14 protein-coding genes are annotated in these 17,959 nt (G+C 69.5%); 7 read left to right on the plus strand and 7 right to left on the minus strand.

Going from position 1 to position 17,959, the window contains the following annotated elements; all coding sequences use genetic code 11:
* Positions 1–7: 7 nt before the first annotated feature.
* The 3 genes from F4X11_09635 to F4X11_09645 all read right to left on the minus strand — a co-directional run bounded on the left by F4X11_09635 (position 8) and on the right by F4X11_09645 (position 7,149).
* On the minus strand, positions 8–2,104 hold the full coding sequence (locus F4X11_09635; GenBank protein ID MYN65273.1) for an FAD-dependent oxidoreductase: 2,097 nt from the start codon (positions 2,102–2,104) through the stop codon (positions 8–10).
* A gap of 239 nt (positions 2,105–2,343) precedes the next feature.
* Complete coding sequence (locus tag F4X11_09640; GenBank protein ID MYN65274.1) at positions 2,344–3,432, minus strand: lipid-binding SYLF domain-containing protein; 1,089 nt, start codon at positions 3,430–3,432, stop codon at positions 2,344–2,346.
* 1,692 nt (positions 3,433–5,124) lie between these two features.
* Complete coding sequence (locus F4X11_09645) at positions 5,125–7,149, minus strand: S9 family peptidase (GenBank protein ID MYN65275.1); 2,025 nt, start codon at positions 7,147–7,149, stop codon at positions 5,125–5,127.
* A gap of 276 nt (positions 7,150–7,425) precedes the next feature.
* Here F4X11_09645 and F4X11_09650 point away from each other — a divergent pair, with 276 nt between their 5' ends.
* From F4X11_09650 to F4X11_09660, 3 genes are read left to right on the plus strand one after another with little or no spacing between them, the layout of a single operon-like run.
* The gene (locus F4X11_09650; GenBank protein MYN65276.1) at positions 7,426–7,848 is read left to right on the plus strand and encodes an FtsX-like permease family protein; all 423 of its coding nucleotides are present in this window, start codon (positions 7,426–7,428) and stop codon (positions 7,846–7,848) included.
* Positions 7,772–8,353, plus strand: a complete 582-nt coding sequence (locus tag F4X11_09655; protein MYN65277.1) for a hypothetical protein — start codon at positions 7,772–7,774, stop codon at positions 8,351–8,353. Before F4X11_09650 ends, F4X11_09655 begins: the two co-directional genes overlap by 77 nt.
* Before the next feature lie 37 nt (positions 8,354–8,390).
* Entirely contained in the window at positions 8,391–8,819 is a 429-nt protein-coding gene (locus tag F4X11_09660) for an NIPSNAP family protein (GenBank protein MYN65278.1), read from the plus strand.
* Positions 8,820–9,131: 312 nt separating this feature from the next.
* Here F4X11_09660 and F4X11_09665 read toward each other — a convergent pair whose 3' ends face one another.
* On the minus strand, positions 9,132–9,542 hold the full coding sequence (locus tag F4X11_09665; protein ID MYN65279.1) for a VOC family protein: 411 nt from the start codon (positions 9,540–9,542) through the stop codon (positions 9,132–9,134).
* 45 nt (positions 9,543–9,587) lie between these two features.
* Positions 9,588–10,919 carry a DUF1552 domain-containing protein gene (locus tag F4X11_09670; protein MYN65280.1) on the minus strand — a complete coding sequence of 444 codons (1,332 nt, stop codon included), beginning with the start codon at positions 10,917–10,919 and terminating at the stop codon, positions 9,588–9,590.
* Between the two features lie 422 nt (positions 10,920–11,341).
* Here F4X11_09670 and F4X11_09675 point away from each other — a divergent pair, with 422 nt between their 5' ends.
* Positions 11,342–11,656, plus strand: a complete 315-nt coding sequence (locus F4X11_09675; GenBank protein MYN65281.1) for a hypothetical protein — start codon at positions 11,342–11,344, stop codon at positions 11,654–11,656.
* Positions 11,653–12,009 carry a hypothetical protein gene (locus F4X11_09680; protein ID MYN65282.1) on the plus strand — a complete coding sequence of 119 codons (357 nt, stop codon included), beginning with the start codon at positions 11,653–11,655 and terminating at the stop codon, positions 12,007–12,009. Before F4X11_09675 ends, F4X11_09680 begins: the two co-directional genes overlap by 4 nt.
* Positions 12,010–12,093: 84 nt before the next feature.
* Here the strand turns inward: F4X11_09680 and F4X11_09685 are convergent, their stop codons facing one another.
* Positions 12,094–14,622, minus strand: coding sequence for a DUF1592 domain-containing protein (locus tag F4X11_09685; GenBank protein ID MYN65283.1), 2,529 nt, complete (start codon positions 14,620–14,622; stop codon positions 12,094–12,096).
* Complete coding sequence (locus F4X11_09690; GenBank protein MYN65284.1) at positions 14,619–16,205, minus strand: hypothetical protein; 1,587 nt, start codon at positions 16,203–16,205, stop codon at positions 14,619–14,621. The genes F4X11_09685 and F4X11_09690 overlap by 4 nt, the downstream gene beginning before the upstream one ends.
* 140 nt (positions 16,206–16,345) lie before the next feature.
* On the opposite strand from F4X11_09690, the gene F4X11_09695 reads away from it, so the two are divergent.
* Positions 16,346–16,936: a hypothetical protein gene (locus tag F4X11_09695; GenBank protein MYN65285.1), complete on the plus strand. Its 591-nt coding sequence runs from the start codon at positions 16,346–16,348 to the stop codon at positions 16,934–16,936.
* 104 nt (positions 16,937–17,040) lie between these two features.
* Positions 17,041–17,922 carry an exodeoxyribonuclease III gene (gene xth, locus F4X11_09700; GenBank protein MYN65286.1) on the plus strand — a complete coding sequence of 294 codons (882 nt, stop codon included), beginning with the start codon at positions 17,041–17,043 and terminating at the stop codon, positions 17,920–17,922.
* Positions 17,923–17,959 lie beyond the last annotated feature (37 nt).

The raw sequence follows: 17,959 nt of genomic DNA on the forward strand, positions 1-17,959 counted from the left end.
GGCGCGACTATCCCTGCTCCGGCGGTTTCTTCGCGGCATGCGTGCCGGCGATGTAGCCGTGGACGTGGCCCTTGCCGAGGCCGTGCTTGTTGAATCCGCCGACCGCCTCGCCGCCGGCGTAGAGGCCCGGAATCACCTCTCCCTGCATGTCCACCACCTGCTGGCGGCCGTCGACCCGCAGGCCGCCGTAGGAGTCGTGCCAGATCACCATAATGGACAGGGCGAAGAACGGCGGCCTGTCGATGCGGAACATCGGGGCATCCGCGTGGCGCTCGAATTCGGGATCGGCACCGGCGTCCACGCAATCGTTCCACTTGGCCACGGTTTCGGCCAGGTAACGGAGCGGCACCCGCTGGAACTCATGTCCGGCGGCAATCTTCTCGGCCAGCTCCTCGATGGTGTCGGCCTGGAAGAAGTAGCCGTTGTCCGCCACGTAGGGATGGCGGAGCTCCCAGCCGGTGCGCTCCACCGCCTCCTGGTCGAAGACGGCCCACAGCGGCCCGGAGTGGTAGTCCGGCGCCTTGGATCCCTCGTTCATGGCCAGTGCGGCGTCGAGGCCGTGGTCGTAGTCGTACGACTCCCGGACCCACTTCTTCTCGCAGTTGCGCCAGTCGAGCGGCTTGTGGTCGAGCCCCTGGCCGGGGGCGGCGCCGTCGCCGGGGTACCGGCTGCCGCCGGGCCGGGCGGGCAGACGGACCTCGTTGAAGAAGCGCTTGCCGACCTGGTTCACCGCGATGAACTCCTCGAAGCCGGCGCTGCCGACGTTGACGCCCGCTGCCTTGCGGAAACCGAACGTCGGGTGGCCGGGCATCATGGTCGTATAGGCGTCCTTGGTGCCTAGGCGTGTGGAGATGTGGAACGTCGTGGGATACGACAGGTTCTGGTGCATGCCGGCCAGGTTGGCGCCCACCCGCAGGCCGGCGACCAGCGCGCTGGCGTCCTGGCCGTGGGGCCCCTGCAGGGCGACGCCGCTGGTCGGGAAGGCGGGCTCCCGCATGGCGGGGTAGAACATGCTGCGAACCTGGGGATTGCCGGCGTGGCCGCCGCTGGCCAGAATGACGCCCCGGCGGGCCCGGATAGTCACCGTCTCGCGCCGCTCGTCGACGTTGCCGTTCTGCCAGAAGCTCTGCAGCAGCTCGCCGGTCTCGGGGTGATGCCGCGGCGAGTAGTGGGCCCTGATGCCCACCACCCGGCCCGCGAACGGCTCCTCGCGAACGAGGTCGGCGAACCGGCGGTGCAACATGAACTCGACGCCTTTCTCCCGCGCGGAGAACTCCAGGCAGCGGGAGAGGGCCGCGCCGTTGCTCACGGCGTTGGGCCCGACGACGCGGCGCGCGTCGTTCATCTGCTGCGGCGCGAACGCACTCGAGCGCTCGAGATCGGCGACGCCCGCATCCTCCGCGGTGATCGTGCCCGCCTTGATGTCCGTCTTGTCGCCGAGCATCAGGAAGCAGCGCGCCCCGCGCGCCCGCGACAGGCCGCCGCCGCCGTGCGTGCCGCTGACGCGCGTGAACCGGACGTAGTTGTCGATCATGAACTGCCGCGTGGCCGGGCAGTTCTCGGCCCACGCGCGGGCGAGCTCCCGCTCGTTGTAGCGGTAGGGGCTCTGGCCCTTGGGATCGACCACCGACCAGTCGGTGATGTCGGTGAACAGCAGCTCGACGCTGTCGTCGAGCTCTTCCGGCTCCTCGGCGGGATCGACCGTGATCAACCCCTCCTTGTCCTTCTCGCCCTTCCTGTCCCGCTGCTGGACCGGGTCGCCGCCGCCGAGCGACACGAAGGCCCCGCTGTGCAGCATCCGGCCGCCGAGGTCGAAGTTCTGGTCGACCACCAGGACGCTGGCCCCGAGATCGCGCGCGCGAATGGCCGCGGTCAGGCCGGCGCAGCCGCCCCCCGCGATGACCACGTCCACTTCGTAGTCCCAGGCCGCGTCCTCGGCGCCCGAGGCCGATTCCTGCGCCTGCGCCGAGCCCGGCGCCAGCAGTGCGCCGGCACCCAGCCCCGCCACGGCCCCGGTCCTGACGAAGTCCCGCCGGCTGACACCGTGCTCGTTCTCTCGCTCGAGATGTGGATCGTCGCCGTCGCTGGTGCGCTTCTTCGCCATCTCTGGTCTCCCCTCACATCGCCTTCGCGCGCTGCCTGCCGAAGACGCACTACGCCGGTATGTCGAACGGGGCCGCGGCGTTGCCCCCCGGGGATCGCGATGCGGTCGGCGTCGCTCGGTCCCGGGGTATCGAGGACATGGTCCACGACGTCAGCGGTTCACGATACCACCGGCCGGAGCAGCGCCGCCACGAAAAACGCGGGCGCTCTGTACTCGGCGGTTTCGCCCCGCTTCGGAGTCTAGTTGGCGTGGCGGACCAGTGTCTGACGCCAGAGCCCCACGGGCTCGCGGGCGCCGCCGGCGTCCTCGAAGACGATCGGACGCGTCTCGAGGCGCGAGCCGTAGAAACGCTCGTTCGCGTCCACGTCCTGCCGGATGGTGCTGCCGTTGATCGTGATGCCGGCGAACACGCCCCGCGCCCGCGAGTAGCTGAGGATCTGGGCGCTCAACTGGAGGTCGGTCGCCGCCGCGGCGTTGCGGCCCACCGGGCCGGCGGCCAAGCCGGCGTCGACGCCGATGGAGAACTGGTTGCTGACGAGGTTGTCGAGCCCCTCGGGGACCATGATGACCAGGATGATGTCGCTGCGCTGGACGCCGATCTGCAGCCCGAAGCTGCCGCCCGTGAGGGTGAGGAAGGCCGGGGCCGACCAACTGTCGCCGCTGCGTGCGCTCAGGACGCCCCTGCCGCGCATGCCGCCGAAGCCGAAACCGGCGCGCGTGGTTCCGGGAAACACCGCAATTCCCTGGGCGCGCTCCAGGATGGCGTCGGGGATGGCGCTGTCGTCGGCGGCCATGATCGCGTCGAGCACATCGGCCGCGCGCGTTATGCGCTCGGCCTCTTCCGCGCCATCGTCCTGGGCCGCAGGGCGGGACGTCTGAAGTACGACGACCGCGATCATCAACGCCACGACGGTGAGGAACTTCTTCATTACTCCAATCATACCCCGTGGAGCGAAGCCTCCTGGCCGCGACGACGGGAGGCTCGGGTTATCGTTGTCTACCAGGTCGGCAGCTCGGGGACCACGATGCCGGTCGGACTGTACTCGAGGGGTTCTCCCGGTTCCGCCGCCAGCAGACTCACCAGAAACGGATAGAGGGCTTCCATCCGGAACGACTTCGACGCGGGTTCCCAGGCGGTCCCGTGTCCGTTCGCGAAGCCCGCCGCCGCCAGCGGTCCCTCGAGAGCGGCGACGTCGGTCACGACATGCAGCGCGACGTCGTTGCCGCCGTGGCCCTCGGTGATGAACGGCGGCTGGTGGTCGCCGAAGATCAGGGCGACGAACCCTGGTTCTATGCGCTCTCGAAACGCTTCGAGCAGCAGCTCCCATTCGTAGGCGACGGTCACGAAGTAGTCACGCTGCCAGCCCTGGGGAATCGTCAGCGCAAGCTCCACGTAGTCGGGTCGGGTCTCGATGAACGAGGGTTGCGGTTGTTCCAGCTCCGCGACGTCTTCCGTGATGCGGGGCGGGGATTGCCAGGGGAAGTGCGTGGACACGGCGAAGAAGTGAAACAGGCGAGGCCGGGGATTCCGGTTCCAGTGGTTCTCGAACGCGTGGTCCAGCGCCCACTGGTCCGGCACGTGGCCGAATCCGTAGACCCGGCCGTCGTAGGAGAAATCCCGCCGGATGACGACGTCGTCGTAACCGTACAGGTCCTCCGCCCATGTGGCGCCCGGTTGCACCGCCAGCGTGTAGTAGCCGTGCCGCTGCAGGTAGGAAATCAGGTGGGGATAGCGGTCGGCCATGCGCTTCCAGGCCCAGTACATCGAGTGGCTGCCGATCCGGATCCCGCTCAGCGCCGACGCCGTGCTCATCCAGGACCCGCCGCCGTGCACCGGTGCGGTCGCGAAGCGCGTGAACAACGGGAGCCGCAGCGCGTTCAGCTCGCTTCGCACCCGGCGCATCAGCTCCCGCCGCGCAACCAGGTAGTCTTCGTCGGCCCACAGCGCCGCGCCGTACGACTCGACCTCGAAGAGATGGATGTCGGGTCGGCGCACCGGAGCCGTCTCGGCCAGGCGATCCGCCGCCTGCACGACGGAGCCGTTCAGCGTCTCGATGGTGGCCGCCACGGCCCGTGACCGCTCCCAGTTGTAGTACGCGTGCTTCGCCTGGAGCTGAACGATCGGATCGTCCCGCGGGACGCCGAACCAGAGGAGCGACAGCAGGCAGTAGGCGTTGGCCATCGTGTACCCGACGGCCGCGCGCCGCGCATCGAGAGCGGCGCCCCAGCGCCAGACGGCATCGAGATAGCGCGCCAGCAGCAGTCCGAACCCGGCGACCGCGGCCAGCAGGACGAAGAGAACCAGGACATCCGCCAGGCCCCAGGCGTCGCGCACGAAGATCCAGGCGCTGTCGAGCATGAGCACGTCGTCGACCAGGGTGCCCGGCCGGCCGAAGAGGTCGTGAATGAAGCCGCTGTAGGTCATGAACGCCAGGAGCCCGGCGTAGGCGAACCATGCGAGCGGCAGCGCGGTCCGGCGCCACCCGCCGGCGAAGCGGCTGGCGAGAACCAGTGACGAGAAGATGAGAATCCAGTCCGCGCTGACCCGAAAGATGTCCAGGTTGTGGCGCCGGACGAACAACTGCATGACGTACTCGTAGGTGCTGCGTCCGATCCCCGGCCATCCCCAGTCGTAGTCGCCGCGGGGATGTCCCAGGGGAAAGAAGGGCCAGAAGTGGTTCTCGTCCGACACGAGGAGATAGAGGGGGACGAAGAGCAGCAGATTGAATGCCGGGAACCCGGCTGCGACCAATGCGCCTGTCGGGATCCGTCGGTACATCCACGAGGGCACGCGGAGCGTCAGGTGGATTTCAGGAATGGACGGCCTCCCGCAAGCTGCAGTCGAAGCTCACGACTATACATCGCGGCGGTGAACCGTACGGACGACGCAGTGTCGGGATCCCGCTGGGTTTGACCCGCGGGTGCAGGCCGCCCGTCGCGGTTGCTTCTCGCTCAACTCGAGATGCCGTCCGCTTCGGCGAGCCGGGTGCCGGCGGGAGGCCCGCACACCGCCGTCCTCCTCATTCACTCTGCGCCGGGGCCTGCTCCCAGACGTAGGGCCGCCCGGTCACGTGCCGCTCGAACCAGTCGAGCTCGACGTTCATCTTGAAGAGCTGGTGCCGGAGCTCGCGCCAGCCGTGTCCCTCGCGCGGCGCGACGTAGAGGTGCGTGGGCACGTCGAGGCTCTTGAGCGCGCGATGCATCTCGACCGACTGCGGCATCGGCACGCGCAGGTCGTCCTCGCCGACGAGAAAGATCGTCGGCGTGGTCACGTTCGACACGTGCTTCAGCGGGGAGTGCTCCCAGTAGAGGTCCGTCGGGGCATCGACCTGCCAGGGCGTGCCGCCGAACCACGGCGTCCGCTGGCTGCGCGTATCACTCTGCGCGTACATGGAGATCCAGTTGGCCGCGCCCGCTCCCGAGGCCGCCGCCTGGAAGCGGTTGGTGTAGGTGATCACCTTGTTCGTCATGTGACCGCCGCCGCTCCAGCCCATCTTCGCCATGCGCTCGCCGTCGACGAGGCCGGCCGCGATCAGGTGGTCGGCGCCCGCGATGACGTCCAGGTGGGCGTTCTTGAAGTAGCCGCCGACCATGTCCCGCAGGAACGCGTCGCCGTAGCCGGTGCTGCCGCGATAGTTGGGCTGCAGCACGGCGTAGCCGAGCGCGGCCAGCACCTGGATGGAGTTGGGCGGCGCCCCGAAGCCGAACTTGTCGGAAGCCTGCGGCCCCCCATGGGTCTGGATGACCAGCGGATACCGCCGCCCCTCCTCGTAGTCGAGCGGGTAGAACAGCAGCCCTTCCACCGTGACCCCGTCGGCGGATGTCCACTGCGCCTGCTCCTGCCGCGGCAGCCGGAAGTCCTCGCGCAGGTGCTCGAAGACGCGAGTCACGCGCGTCGGCGTCGCGCCGGCGCCGGTCCCCATCAGCCAGACGTCGCCGGGGTTGTCCGGCTGGCGCAGCGTCAGGATGTGTCGGCCGGCCGCCGTCTCGAGCTTCCAGGACCCGATCGAGTGCCGGCCGTCGGTCAACTGCTCGGCCTGACCCGTCGCCGCATCCAGCCGGAACAACTCGCTGTGGACGCCCATGTTCACGACCGCGAAGACCGCATCCCCGTCGGCCGACCAGGCCGCGTCGCTGAGCTCGTAGGGCAGGTCGGGAGCCAGGACCCTGGCCGGGCCCCCGTCCGCCGGAGCAAGAAAGACGTTGCTGTTGTAGTACTTCTCGAACCGCTCGTTCGCGCGGGACAGAAACAGCACCCGTGAGCCGTCCGGGGACATCTGCGCCCCGGATTCCGGCACGGCGTTGCTGGTCAGCCGGCGCGGGTCGCTCCCATCCGCTCCCATCACCCAGACCTCGCTCGCGTCGCGATACTCGAGCACCGGATTCGGAGCGCGATGCAAGGCGATCTGCATGCCGTCGCGCGAGAGGTCGTAGTCGACGATGGAGTAGTCGCCTCCGGTCACCCGTTCCGCTACGCCGGTCGCCACCGTGACCGTCCAGAGATGACGGTGCTGGAAGTTCTCCTCGAAGGCGTAGACGTCGTCCTTCTCGGCCTCGCGGGCCTGCTCCGCCGGCGACTTCTCGTCGGCGGCGAGAAAGTAGATGCTGTCGCCGTCGGGCGACCACGCGATGCTCGAGACCGCTGTCGGGTGATTGGTGAGCGGACGCGCCTCGCCCCCTTGATTGCTCAACAGGTGGATCTGGGTGGCATCCGCCGCGCCGCGCTCCGCCAGAAACGCCACCTCGTCGCCGTCCGGCGACCAGCGCGGGCTCGTCTCGCCCTCTTCTCCCTGGGTGAGCTGCACGGTGTTGCCGCCATCGGCGTCCGCCCGCCAGATATGGCTGATCGCCCGGTTCGTCTTCCAGTCTGCCTCGGCGAGCACGTACAGCACCTGACGGCCGTCGGGAGACAGTTGCGGATCGCTCAGGCGGGGCACCTCGAGCAGATCGACCAGCGTCATGGCTCGCTGTGCCTGCCCCTCCGCCGTGCCGCCGAGGATCAGGCATGCCACCGGGAGCGCCACAAGCATTCGCAGTCGCGTCATCTCGCACGTCCTTTCAGAACCACCGGCACGGCCTCGACCATGGACGATGATAGTCTGCCAACCGAATGGGTGGCTTCGTTCAAGACATCAGGTTGGCGTTCCGCGGTCTGCTCGCGAACCGCGGGTTCTCCGTGGCGACCCTGCCGACGGTCGCCTGTTCGATGAGGCCGACGCGCAACGTGGGGCCGCTCCGGTCGTGGTCCTGGCTCACACCACGTGGCAGGAACGCTTCGGCGGCGACCTGTCGAGGTTCGCGTCCGTTCGCTGGTGGAGCAGATGACCGCGACCGTGCGTCCGGCGCTCCTGCTCCTGGTCGTCGGCGCGGGCCTGTTTCTGGCGATCGCCTGCGCCAACGTGACCAATCTGTTGCTCTCGCGCGTGGGCACTCGAGCGCGCGAATTTGCGACTCGCGCGGCGCTTGGCGCGGACCGCTTTCGCTTGCTGCGGCAGGTCGTTACCGAGAGCGTCGTGTTTTCGCTGGTCGGTGGAATCCTGGGCTTGTTCCTGGGGTGGGTGCTCGTTACCGCGGTTCATTCGTTCGCTCCCGAGGACTTCCCGCGTCGACATGTGGTTTGTCGCCGCGGGTGGCTTCGTCGCGGTCTTCGTCGGTTCGATCGCGGGGGTGCTCCCCGCGCTGCGACAGACCGGCGGCGATGTCGTCAGCGCGATGCAGGTCGGCGGTGCCCGCAGCATGGGTAACGCCGGTCGACGTTTGCGGGAGACCCTCGTGGTGGTCGAAGTCGCCCTGGCCATTGTCCTGCTCGTGGGTGGAGCGCTCTTCGCACGCAGTTTCCTCACGATCCTGCGTGTCGACGCCGGATTCGACGCCGCCAACGTTCTGGTCGCCGATATCCACGTCCCGGAGGGAAGTCACCGGACTCGGGGGGAGGAGCTCGCGGTGGCCGCGCTGGAGCGTCTTCGCGAGGCGCCGCGCGTGGTGGCAGCCGGCGCCGGCAACATGACGCCCCATGGCAGCCGCCTCTACAGCTCGGGATTTCGGCTTCCCGGCATGACGCGCGACGGAGAGCCGCTGGTCGCGACGGCGCTGCACTCGGTGATCACGCCGGGCTTTGTGGAGGCACTGAACGTGCGGCTGGTGGCGGGGCGCTTCCTGACCGAAGACACGACCTCGCCGAGCATCGCCATGCTGGTCAACGAGCGCGCCGCGGCCATCGCGCCGGCGGAGGTCCTGGTCTCGGAATAGTGGTCGCGCGAACCGTCGAGAGTGTCGGGAGGAGCCGATGTTGAAGTGGAAGCTGATCGCCGCACTTGGTCTGTCATTCGGGGTCGCCGGCGTCGGCTGGGGACTGGCCCAGCAGCCGCGCGAGCCCGGCTTCTTCGAGCTGCGCATCTACACGACGCTGCCGGGGAAACGGGATGCGCTGGCGGCGCGGTTCGGGGACTACACCACCGGGATCTACGAGCGGCACGGGATACGCAACGTCGGCTACTGGCTCGCGACCTCAGGCGATGACGCCGACCGCACGTTCGTGTACATGCGGGGGTATCCCTCGCGTCGCGCGCGGGACGAGCGACTCCCCCGGGCGCACGCCGACCCGGAGTTCGGCGAGATAGTGACCGCGGCGGAGCGCGACGCCGACACCAGGCTGATAGAGTCGGTGCGGTCCCTGGACCTCGTTCCGACGGACTACTCGGCCGTCAGGTGGTGAGGCCGCCCTGGCGTCGACGGTCGGCGCCGCCGTACCTGCTCGGGACGGCTGGACTGTCGCACTATCGCGTCGAGCGCCTCGAGCGCGAGCCCACTTGGGCCGTCTGCGTTTGGCGTGGCGACCCGCCGCCCCGGCTACGGCACGATTTCGCGAACCGTGTCGCCGTTCTGGTCCAGAAACTGGATCCCGGCCTGACCGTCGGGCGAGACCGCCAGCACCAGTCGGTTCCGGCCCTCGGCGTCCATCAACTCGATGGTCGCGTTCCCGTCGATGTCGCGGCCTGCGAACATGCGGTTCGCCGTTCCAGGCTGCCTACTCTGCAATGCGACCGAGAAACTGGTGAAAGTAGTAGCAGAGTCCGTCCGGCGCCACCACGAAGAAGACCTGGTACTTCTTCCCGTCGCGCTCGTCCACGCGCCAGTTGGGGGTCTTCACGCCGTTGGCTTGCAGCTCGTCGCGGGCCCGGTGGATGTCGCCGACCAGAATGGCGGCCCCCTCCTGGCTCGGGTCGCCGCCGTTGACGGCGAATCCGATGCGGACGCCGTCCCGCGCCATGATGACGGTCGGGCAGGGGGCTATGCGCCGCTCCACCTCGACGAGGCCGAACCTGGCCGCGTACCATTCCGCGGCCCGATCGATGTCCTCGACCGGTAGCGCCAGAACGTCGTCGGCGAAGGGAAACGCCGCCTTGTAGAGCCCGAGGGAGGCCGCGTCGTCAGCCATCGGGACCGATTCGGTGACGCGGCGCGGCCTCTTCCGTGGGAGCCGTTACACCCCGGACAGCAGCGGCAGGTGCCCCGTGCTGTCGCCGAACTGCTCCACGCGCACGCCGAACTTGGCCATCAGGCTGAGCGACAGGTTGGCGAGCGGGGTGCCCTTCGGATACACGAGGTGGCGATTCCCCTGCAGGCCGCGCTCGGGTCCGCCTACAACGACCACCGGGACGTCGTAGTTGTTGTGGATGTTGCCGTCGCTCATGCCGCTGCCGTAGAGCACCACGGTGCCGTCGAGCAGCGTGCCGTCGCCGTCGGGGATCGACTGCAGCCGGTCCAGGTAGTAGGCCAGCGCGTCGACGTGGTAGGTGTTCAGCTTCGTGAAGTCCTTCATCTTGTCGGGGTTGTTCCCGTGGTGCGACATGGAGTGGTGCGCCTCGGGCAGCCCGATCTCGTTGTAGGACCGGTTGATGTTCTCGCGCGCCATCATGAACGAGGTGACGCGGGTGATGTCGGCCTGGAACGCGAGCACCTGCAGGTCGAACATCAGCTCGGCGTACTCGCGGAAGGTCTCCGGCACGCCCACGGGGCGCTCGGGGACCGCGAAGTCGGTGTTGGTCGACTCGGCCCGCGCGATGCGCTGCTCGACGTCGCGGATGGAGTCGAGGTACTCGCCGAGCTTGGTGCGGTCGTGCCCGCCGAGCCGGCTCGACAGGGCCGCGATCTCGCGGGTCAGGCCGTCGAGGATGCTGCGGTCCTCTTCTACCCGCAACTGCCGTTCCTCGGCGGTGTCGCCGGTGCCGAAGAGCCGCTCGAACACGAACCGGGGGTTCGTCTCGGCCGGCAGCGGCATGGTCGGCGTCTTCCACGACAGCGAGTTCATGTAGGCGCAGGCGTAGCCGTGGTCGCAGGCGCCGACGACGTCGTTGCGGTCGACGGAGACCTCCAGCGACGGCAGCTTCGAGTCGCGGCAGATCAGCTCCGCGATCATCTGGTCGACCGTCGTGCCCGCCTCCACGTCCGCGCCCTCGGTCTGCTTCGGGTGCACCGAGCTCATGAACGCGGGGGCGGCGCGCGGATGCTGGCCGCCGGTGTCGCCCTGGTCGGTCGCCGGGTAGTTGTCCAGCCCGCTCAGGATGAGCGTCCGCTTGCGGAACCGCTCCAGCGGCTGCAGGATGGGGGAGAACTCGAACCCGACGCCCTCGGTCGGCGGCGTCCAGTCCCACATGTTCATGCCGTTGCCGACGTAGACGGTCGCGAACCGCGGCGTCCCCGGGGCGCGGGCCGACATGGCCGGGACCATCGCGTCGAGGAGCGGCAGCGCGAGCGTCGCGCCCATGCCGCGCAGGAAGGTTCGTCTCGGCAGCGCCTGCTTCGTGATCAGCATTGCGTCTCTCCCGTGGATCCTGCGTCAGATTATCACGGTCCCGCCCACAGGCGGGAGATCGGAACCGCATGGAGGCGGTCGCCGAAGCTCGCGCAGGTCTCACCGTCGTAGAGGACGACCCCGCCGGCGAACCGTGCGCCCGCGGCTCCGGCTGATTGCAAGGTTCATGGCCGGCTGATTGGAAGGCTACGGCCCGGCCAATCGAAAGCCCACAGACCTCCGGCACGTTCGATCCTCCATGCAACAACAGGGGTGGCTTGACGATCGCTACGCCGTGTGGAATAAACGCCGGGGTTCGGCCCCGGGCGTTGGCCGGTTCTCCTGACCGGCACCGCGCGCGGAGCCAAGAGGCAAGGTGTGAGGACGGGGTGACCACGGGACGGATTGTTCGGGATCGCATCTCGCGTGCCGACCTGGCGCGCATGGCCGAGGACCAGTTCGGGGACTGGATCAAGGCCGTGGTCGACGTGTCGCGCGGAACAATGGCGATCGGTGGGGATCTGCACGCGGACGACGAAGCGACGCTCCTCGCGGATGGATCGCGCCAAGCGGATCTCTGGGGAATCAACCTCTATCCTGGAGAGAGCGGGTCCGACTGGATCGAGTTCGATTCGCTGATCAACCTGCGCCCGAGCCAGGGCAACCGTTCGCGGGACGTCGACGACGAAGAGATTCGGGCTCGCATCCGCGCGGTGGTCGAATCCCTGGTTCCACCGGAACGAGAGAACCCGTCGTGACCAGAGTCCTGCACAAGAAAGCTGCCGACGAGGGCTGGGTGCGGCTGGAGCTGGTCGAGCAGCTCGGGAACGTGGGCAGCGAGGTGGACCGTGCGATCAAGGCTCACCAGACCGGCCGGGCCGCTCGGTTCGAAGGCGCTCTCGACCGGGCACTGGAACTGTTCGATCTGACCGCGGCCGACCCCCGCTGGCGGGGCCACCGTTGCCAGGAAATCCTGCGGGCACGCGAGGAGTTCTGCCGCCTGTTCTTCGACCCCGACGTACGGCCGGATTCGGCCAGTGGGCTCAGCCGCTATTTTCTCGGTTTCGCGTGGGCCGCCCGGGCCATGCACCATCGCCGCGAGTCCAACTGATCGCTCGAACTCCGATTCCTTCCTGGCGCCCGCGTGTTCTCGCTCTCGATTCCTTGCCAGCGCGCTCGATGGCCGGCTGAACGGTCAGTTCGTGCGGTCCTGCGCCGTCCGCATCCGGAACGGGGTGCTCTCGACGACGCCCCGCACCAGTGCCGCGAAGCGGTAGTCGTCGTCCTCCGCGTCGCGCATGATCTGCCGTACGGTGGGCATGTCGGTGGCTTCGAGGCCGCGGCCGAGGGCGTACGTCAGCAGCCTGTCCACCGCCGTCGTCAGGAAGTCGTCGGCGTGGCTCAGCAGCAGGGCGCGGAGCTCGGCCGGACCGTCGAACGTGGTGCCGTCGGGGAACGCCGCCGACGCGTCGATGGGCAGCCCCGAGGCGTAGATGTCGCGCCACTCGCCGATGGCGTCGAAGTTCTCGAGCGCGAAGCCCAACTGGTCCATCTGGGCGTGGCAGGCCGCGCAGACCGGGTTGGCGCGGTGCAGCGCCATCTGCTCGCGCATCGGAAGCACCTTGCGCGGGTCGCGCTCCTCGACGAGGTCGGGCACGTCGGGCGGCGGCGGGGGCGGCGGCGTGCCCAGGAGGTTCTCCATGATCCACTTGCCGCGGATGACCGGCGACGTGCGGTTCGAGCGCGACGTGCCGGTGAGGATCGAGCCCTGCCCGAGCAACCCGCGGCGCACGCTGTCGGGCGGCAGGGCCACGCGCCGGAAGCGCTCGCCGTGAACACCCGGAATGCCGTAGTGTCGGGCGAGCCGCTCGTTGAGGAACGTGTAGTCGGCGTCGAGCAGGTCGAGCACGCTGCGGTTCTCGCGGATGATGCTCTCGAAGAACAGCTCGGTCTCCTGCTCGAAGGCCTGCCGCAGGTTGTCGTCGAAGTGGAACAGCAGCTCCGGGCTCGGCTGGAACCCCGCCACGTTGCGGATGTGCAGCCACTGGCCGGCGAAGTTGTCGACCAGAGCTTGCGAGCGCGGGTCGGCCAGCATCCTCTGCACCTGCCCCTGCAGCACGTCCGGGTCGCGCAGCTTCCCCGTGACGGCCAGATCCAGCAGCTCGTCGTCCGGGATGCTGCTCCAGAGGAAGAACGAGAGGCGCGAGGCCAGCTCCAGGTCGGATATGGGGTAGGGCGTACCGGGCTCGACGGAGGCCGGCTGGTCCTCGAAACGGAACAGGAAGCGCGGGCTGACCAGGATGCCGCGCACGGCCAACTCGATACCCGCCTCGAAGCCGCCCCGTGCCGCCCCGTCGCGGTACAGGCCGAGCGGGATCCGGAGGTCGGCGTCGGTCACCGGGCGCCGCCAGGCGCGCCGCGCCAGCGTCGAGATCACGGTGCGCGCGCAGGGCTCCTCCTCGGCCGCGGCAGCCGGCGTGCAGACGAGCAGCCTGCGGCGGCTGGGCGAGTCTCCTACGGTGGCGGTGTCGGGAAGCGGCCCGGTGACCGCCACGCTGGAGACGACCGGCTCGCCGTTCGGGGCCCGGTACGGGTCCCGGCGCAGGTCCGGATCGAACAGGTCCTCGACGTAGGCGGAGGTCTTGGCGGTGAAGTACACCCGCACGAGGCGCGAGCCGGCGGACACCGGCGCCTCGAATCGCATGCTCTCCAGGATCAACCGGTTGCGCTCGTTGCCGCGCACGCCCGGCGGGCGCTGCACGATGCCGGTCCAGACCCGTTCGCCGTCGATGCTCACGTGGAGCTCGTGCGGCTCGCCGGTTACTCCTTCGAAACCGCCGGCGACGCCGCTCTCCTTCGGCCGCATCTGGAACTCGTATTCGCCGTCGGCGGGGAAGTAGTAGCGGAAGGCGGTGCCGCCGCGCGATCCGAACGGCAGCGCGTCGCTGATGCGCGTGCCCTGATCGCGGTCGGTCGGGACGAAGAAGGTCTCCGGCGCGGGCATCCCCCGCGGCCGGCCGAGCGCCGTCTCCGCGATCCGTGCGGCGGCGCCCAGGTAGCGCTCGGTGAGTGCCGACGACAGGGTCAGCGCATCGGCGTTGTTGTCGAAGCCGTACGCCGCGTTGTCGGCGGGCAGCAGCGCCGCATCGATGTCGACCGCGAGCAGGTCGCGGATGGCATTGCGGTACTCCGTGCGGTTCAGGCGATGCAGGGTGGGCCGGCCGGGGTCGGGGCGGTCCAGCGCGGCGCGGTCCAGCGCGGTCTCCAGCCACGCCACCACGGTGTCGTAGGTCGCCGCGTCCGGGCGCGGCCGTCCGGCCGGGGGCATCGCGCCGGTCCGGAGCTTGCGGATAACCGCTTCCCATACCTCCGGGTGCTCGCCCGCCCGGGTCATGTCGAGGACGTCGAGAGCGAGTCCGGCCGTCAGCGTGCGCTGGTTGTGGCAGGCGAAGCAGTAGCGCTGCAGGACGGCGCGGGGAGCCGGCTCGCCCGCCGTCGTGACGGTAGCTGAAGCTGGCCGGCGTCCGGCGCTCGGCGCCTGCCGCGCCTCGGCGGCCGGCGTCTGCGCCCCGGTGCTCCGTTCCGCAACGCTCCGGGACTGCGGCGCCGCGTGCAACGGGACGTCGTAGGCGATGGCGGCGAGACCGCCTGCCAGGCCCAGCACGAGCACCGGAGACAGTTGCCGGAGTCGACGCGTCGCCGCCGCCGCGTTCAGGCCCGTCATCGCTTCAGCAACTCCTCCGGTATGGCGGCCGCGCAGGGCGCCGGACACTCGATCTCACTGGCGCCGAGCTCCCGCAGCAGCACCGCGGTGTGGGGATGCGCGGCGAACGAGTTGCCGTACTCCACCCCGTCCGCGACCTGCAACGGCGTGCGGCCGTCCAGGGCCACCACGTCCAGCTCGGCCCCCTTGTCGAACAGGTACTGCACCACGCTGTTCGCGCCCCTGTACGCCGCCGCGTGCATCGCCGTCTCGCCGACGTCGTTGACGTCGTTGACGTCGGCGCCCAGCTCCTCGACGAGGAGTTGCACGGCTTCCAGCACCTGCGCCTCGCTGGCGCGGTCCTGGTTCGACGCCCAGGAAATGCCTGCCGCCGCCATCAGCGGCGTGATGTCGTCCTCGGTGTTGATGGTCGGGTCGGCGCCGTACTCCAGCAGCAGGCGCAGCACCTCGACGTCGGCGGACTTGGCGGCCAGCATGAACGCCGTGGCGCCGGTCATGTGCCGGCGGTACCGCGCCCCCGACCAGCGCGGTTCCTCCATCGAGTTGCGGCCGTTGACGTCCGCCCCGTAGGCCAGCAGCGAGCGCAGGACGCGCAGCCGGTCCAGGTTCACCACGATGAACTGGTCGCTGATGTGCCAGTTCGCCACGTGCACCGCCGCCTGCAGCGGCCGGCCGAAGATGTTGCCGCGGACGATGCCCTCGGACTCGCGCTCGCTGTACCCGAGCTTGCGGATCACCAGCGGCATTGCTTCGGCACGCATGCCCTGCACGGTCAGCCGCGTGGAGCCGCCCTCGGCGTTGGGGTCGGCGCCCGCCGCGAGCAACAGGTCCACGAGGTTCTCGTGCCCGTTCACCACCGCCACGAGCAGGGGAGTGGCGCCGTCGGGACGCGACTCGTTCACGTCGGCCCCCGCCGCGAGCAGGGCGCGGACCGCGCCGATGCTGCCCTTGCGAACGGCGAACAGGAGCGGCGTCGCACCGCTGTTGGAGCGCGCGCGGATGTCGGCGCCGAGGGCAATCAGGGTCTCGACGACCGGGACGTGGGCCTCTGCCCCCGCCCACATGAGGGCCGTCTGGCCGTTCCAGGTCTCCCGCGCGTTCACGTCGGCGCCGGTGTCCGCCAGCACCTGCACGGCATCGACCTGTCCGGCCCGCGCCGCGAGCATGAGCGGCGTCTCGCCGGCGTTCACCGCCTGCCGGGGATCGTTCGGGTCGACCCCGGCGGCCAGCAACTGCGCGATGACTTCCGCGTTGCCGTTGCGCGCGGCGAGGGCCAGTGGCGTCACGCCGAAGTCGTTCGCCGCCTGGACGTCGGCCCCGGCGCGAATCAGTGCCGCGGTCGTCTCGGGATCGTTCCGGTACGCCGCCCAGTGCAGGGCTGTCGCACCGTCACCCTGCGTCGCGTTGACGTCCGCGTCCTGCGCGAGGAGCGACCGCACGGTCGGCGTCTCGCCGCGTTGCACGGCGTCGGCGAGCAGGGCCTCCTGGGCCGCGGCACGGGGAGCCTGAAGGGCGACCCCGAGACCGACAGCAAGAAGCGAAGGCGCCAGCCGTCGGACGAGCGAGATTTCTGCCCGCATCATGCTTGTCCCTGATGGTCGCCCATACTACTACGCGCGGCCCGCTTCCGGCATCGCGATTGCACCCAATCGGTGCTACGATGCGGCTGGCCAGCCGTGCGGCTTCCGGCCGGCCGCCGTCGTTCCTGAAGGGAGGGGCGGCCATGCTCGTGAAGCAGATGGAGCAGCGTTTCGACAACGTCGAGGGTCGGGTCGACAGGATCGAGCAGATTCTGCCAACCCTGGTAACGAAGGGCGACCTGCAGGCGGCAGTCGAGCCGCTGGCGACGAAAGCGGAGCTGCGGGCGGCCATCGATGCCGCAGTCGAGCCGCTGGCGACGAAGGCGGAGCTGCGGGTGGCCATCGATGCCGCAGTCGAGCCGCTGGCGACGAAGGCGGAGCTGCGGGCGGCCATCGATGCCGCGGTCGAGCCGCTGGCGACGAAGGCGGAGTTGCGGGCGGCCATCGATGCTGCGGTCGAGCCGCTGGCGACGAAGGCGGAGTTGCGGGCGGCCATCGATGCTGCAGTCGAGCCGCTGGCGACGAAGGCGGAGTTGCGGGCGGCCATCGATGCCGCAGTCGAGCCGCTGGCGACGAAGGTGGAACTCCGGGATCTGCGGACGGGAGTCCTGGCGCGCGTCACGGAGTCGGAGGAGCGCATTCGAACCCACTTCGACGTGGTCACGGAGAGCCTGCGGGACGACATCAAGCTGATCGCCACCGCATTTGAATCGCTCGCCCGGCGTGATCCGTAGCCGGCTGGAGAGGCCGCTGTCGGAGGACGACCGGCACCGCGGATTTCCGTCCGGCCGGGGTCCACGCGACCGTGCCGCCGCGCGATGCGATCCACGCTGCCGTCATGCTCCGCACGGAGGTGCGGACGATCGTCAGCTACGATCGGCACTTCGATGAACGCCCCGGCATAAGTTCGCGTCACGCCCGGCGACGCGCCGATCCAGGTCACGTCATGACGATCGCCACGTGGAACGTCAACGGATTGCGGGCCCGGCTGGATTTCGTGCGGCACTGGCTGGATGCGCGCCGGCCCGACCTGGTCGGCATCCAGGAATTGAAGCTGACGGACGACGAGTTCCCGCGGCAGGCGTTCGAGGACGCCGGCTACCGCGCCGAGCCATACGGCCAGAAGGCGTGGAACGGTGTGGCGATCCTGTCGCGCGAACCGGTCCGCGTCGTGTGTCGCGGGTTGCCGGGGCAGGAGGAACTGGGCGCGCGGCTCCTCACCGCCCAGGCCGGCGACCTGTCCTTCACGACCGTCTACTGCCCGAACGGCAAGTCGGTCGACCACGCCGACTACCCCCGCAAGCTGGCCTGGTTCGAGAGTCTGCGGCGCCACTTCGGCGAGCAACACGATCCGCGGCGGCCGACCGTGCTGTGCGGCGACTTCAACGTCGTGCCGGCCGCGATCGACAGTTGGGACGAGGCGGCGCTTCACGGGAGCATCCATCACACCGACGCCGAGCGGGCGCGCGTCCGCGGACTGCTCGACTGGGGGTTCACCGACCTGTTTCGCCATCACCTGCCGGATACGCGGGCGTTCTCCTGGTGGGACTACCGCGGCGGCGCCTTCCACCGCAACCTCGGCCTGCGCATCGACGTGCTGCTGGGCACGGCGGGCGTGGTGTCCCGCCTGCGGCGGGTCGAGATCGACCGCGACTACCGCAAGAAGAAGGACGGGCTGATCGCATCCGATCACGCCCCGGTCATCGCCGAGCTGGCGTGAGTGTGCGCGCGGCGCCGGCGCGCTGGCGGCAACGGAC

The organism is Acidobacteriota bacterium, from assembly GCA_009861545.1.
Lineage (GTDB): Bacteria > Acidobacteriota > Vicinamibacteria > Vicinamibacterales > UBA8438 > WTFV01.

Coding starts and splice junctions, on each gene's coding strand:
- F4X11_09660 (MYN65278.1), top strand. CDS start 8,391: ATGTTGAAGTGGAAGCTGATCGCCGCACTTGGTCTGTCATTCGGGGTC.
- F4X11_09670 (MYN65280.1), bottom strand. CDS start 10,919: ATGCTGATCACGAAGCAGGCGCTGCCGAGACGAACCTTCCTGCGCGGC.
- F4X11_09675 (MYN65281.1), top strand. CDS start 11,342: ATGGCCGAGGACCAGTTCGGGGACTGGATCAAGGCCGTGGTCGACGTG.
- F4X11_09695 (MYN65285.1), top strand. CDS start 16,346: ATGCTCGTGAAGCAGATGGAGCAGCGTTTCGACAACGTCGAGGGTCGG.
- F4X11_09690 (MYN65284.1), bottom strand. CDS start 16,205: ATGATGCGGGCAGAAATCTCGCTCGTCCGACGGCTGGCGCCTTCGCTT.
- F4X11_09645 (MYN65275.1), bottom strand. CDS start 7,149: ATGACGCGACTGCGAATGCTTGTGGCGCTCCCGGTGGCATGCCTGATC.
- xth (MYN65286.1), top strand. CDS start 17,041: ATGCTCCGCACGGAGGTGCGGACGATCGTCAGCTACGATCGGCACTTC.
- F4X11_09635 (MYN65273.1), bottom strand. CDS start 2,104: ATGGCGAAGAAGCGCACCAGCGACGGCGACGATCCACATCTCGAGCGA.
- F4X11_09640 (MYN65274.1), bottom strand. CDS start 3,432: ATGGGAGCTGCTGCTCGAAGCGTTTCGAGAGCGCATAGAACCAGGGTT.
- F4X11_09685 (MYN65283.1), bottom strand. CDS start 14,622: ATGACGGGCCTGAACGCGGCGGCGGCGACGCGTCGACTCCGGCAACTG.
- F4X11_09665 (MYN65279.1), bottom strand. CDS start 9,542: ATGGCTGACGACGCGGCCTCCCTCGGGCTCTACAAGGCGGCGTTTCCC.
- F4X11_09650 (MYN65276.1), top strand. CDS start 7,426: ATGACCGCGACCGTGCGTCCGGCGCTCCTGCTCCTGGTCGTCGGCGCG.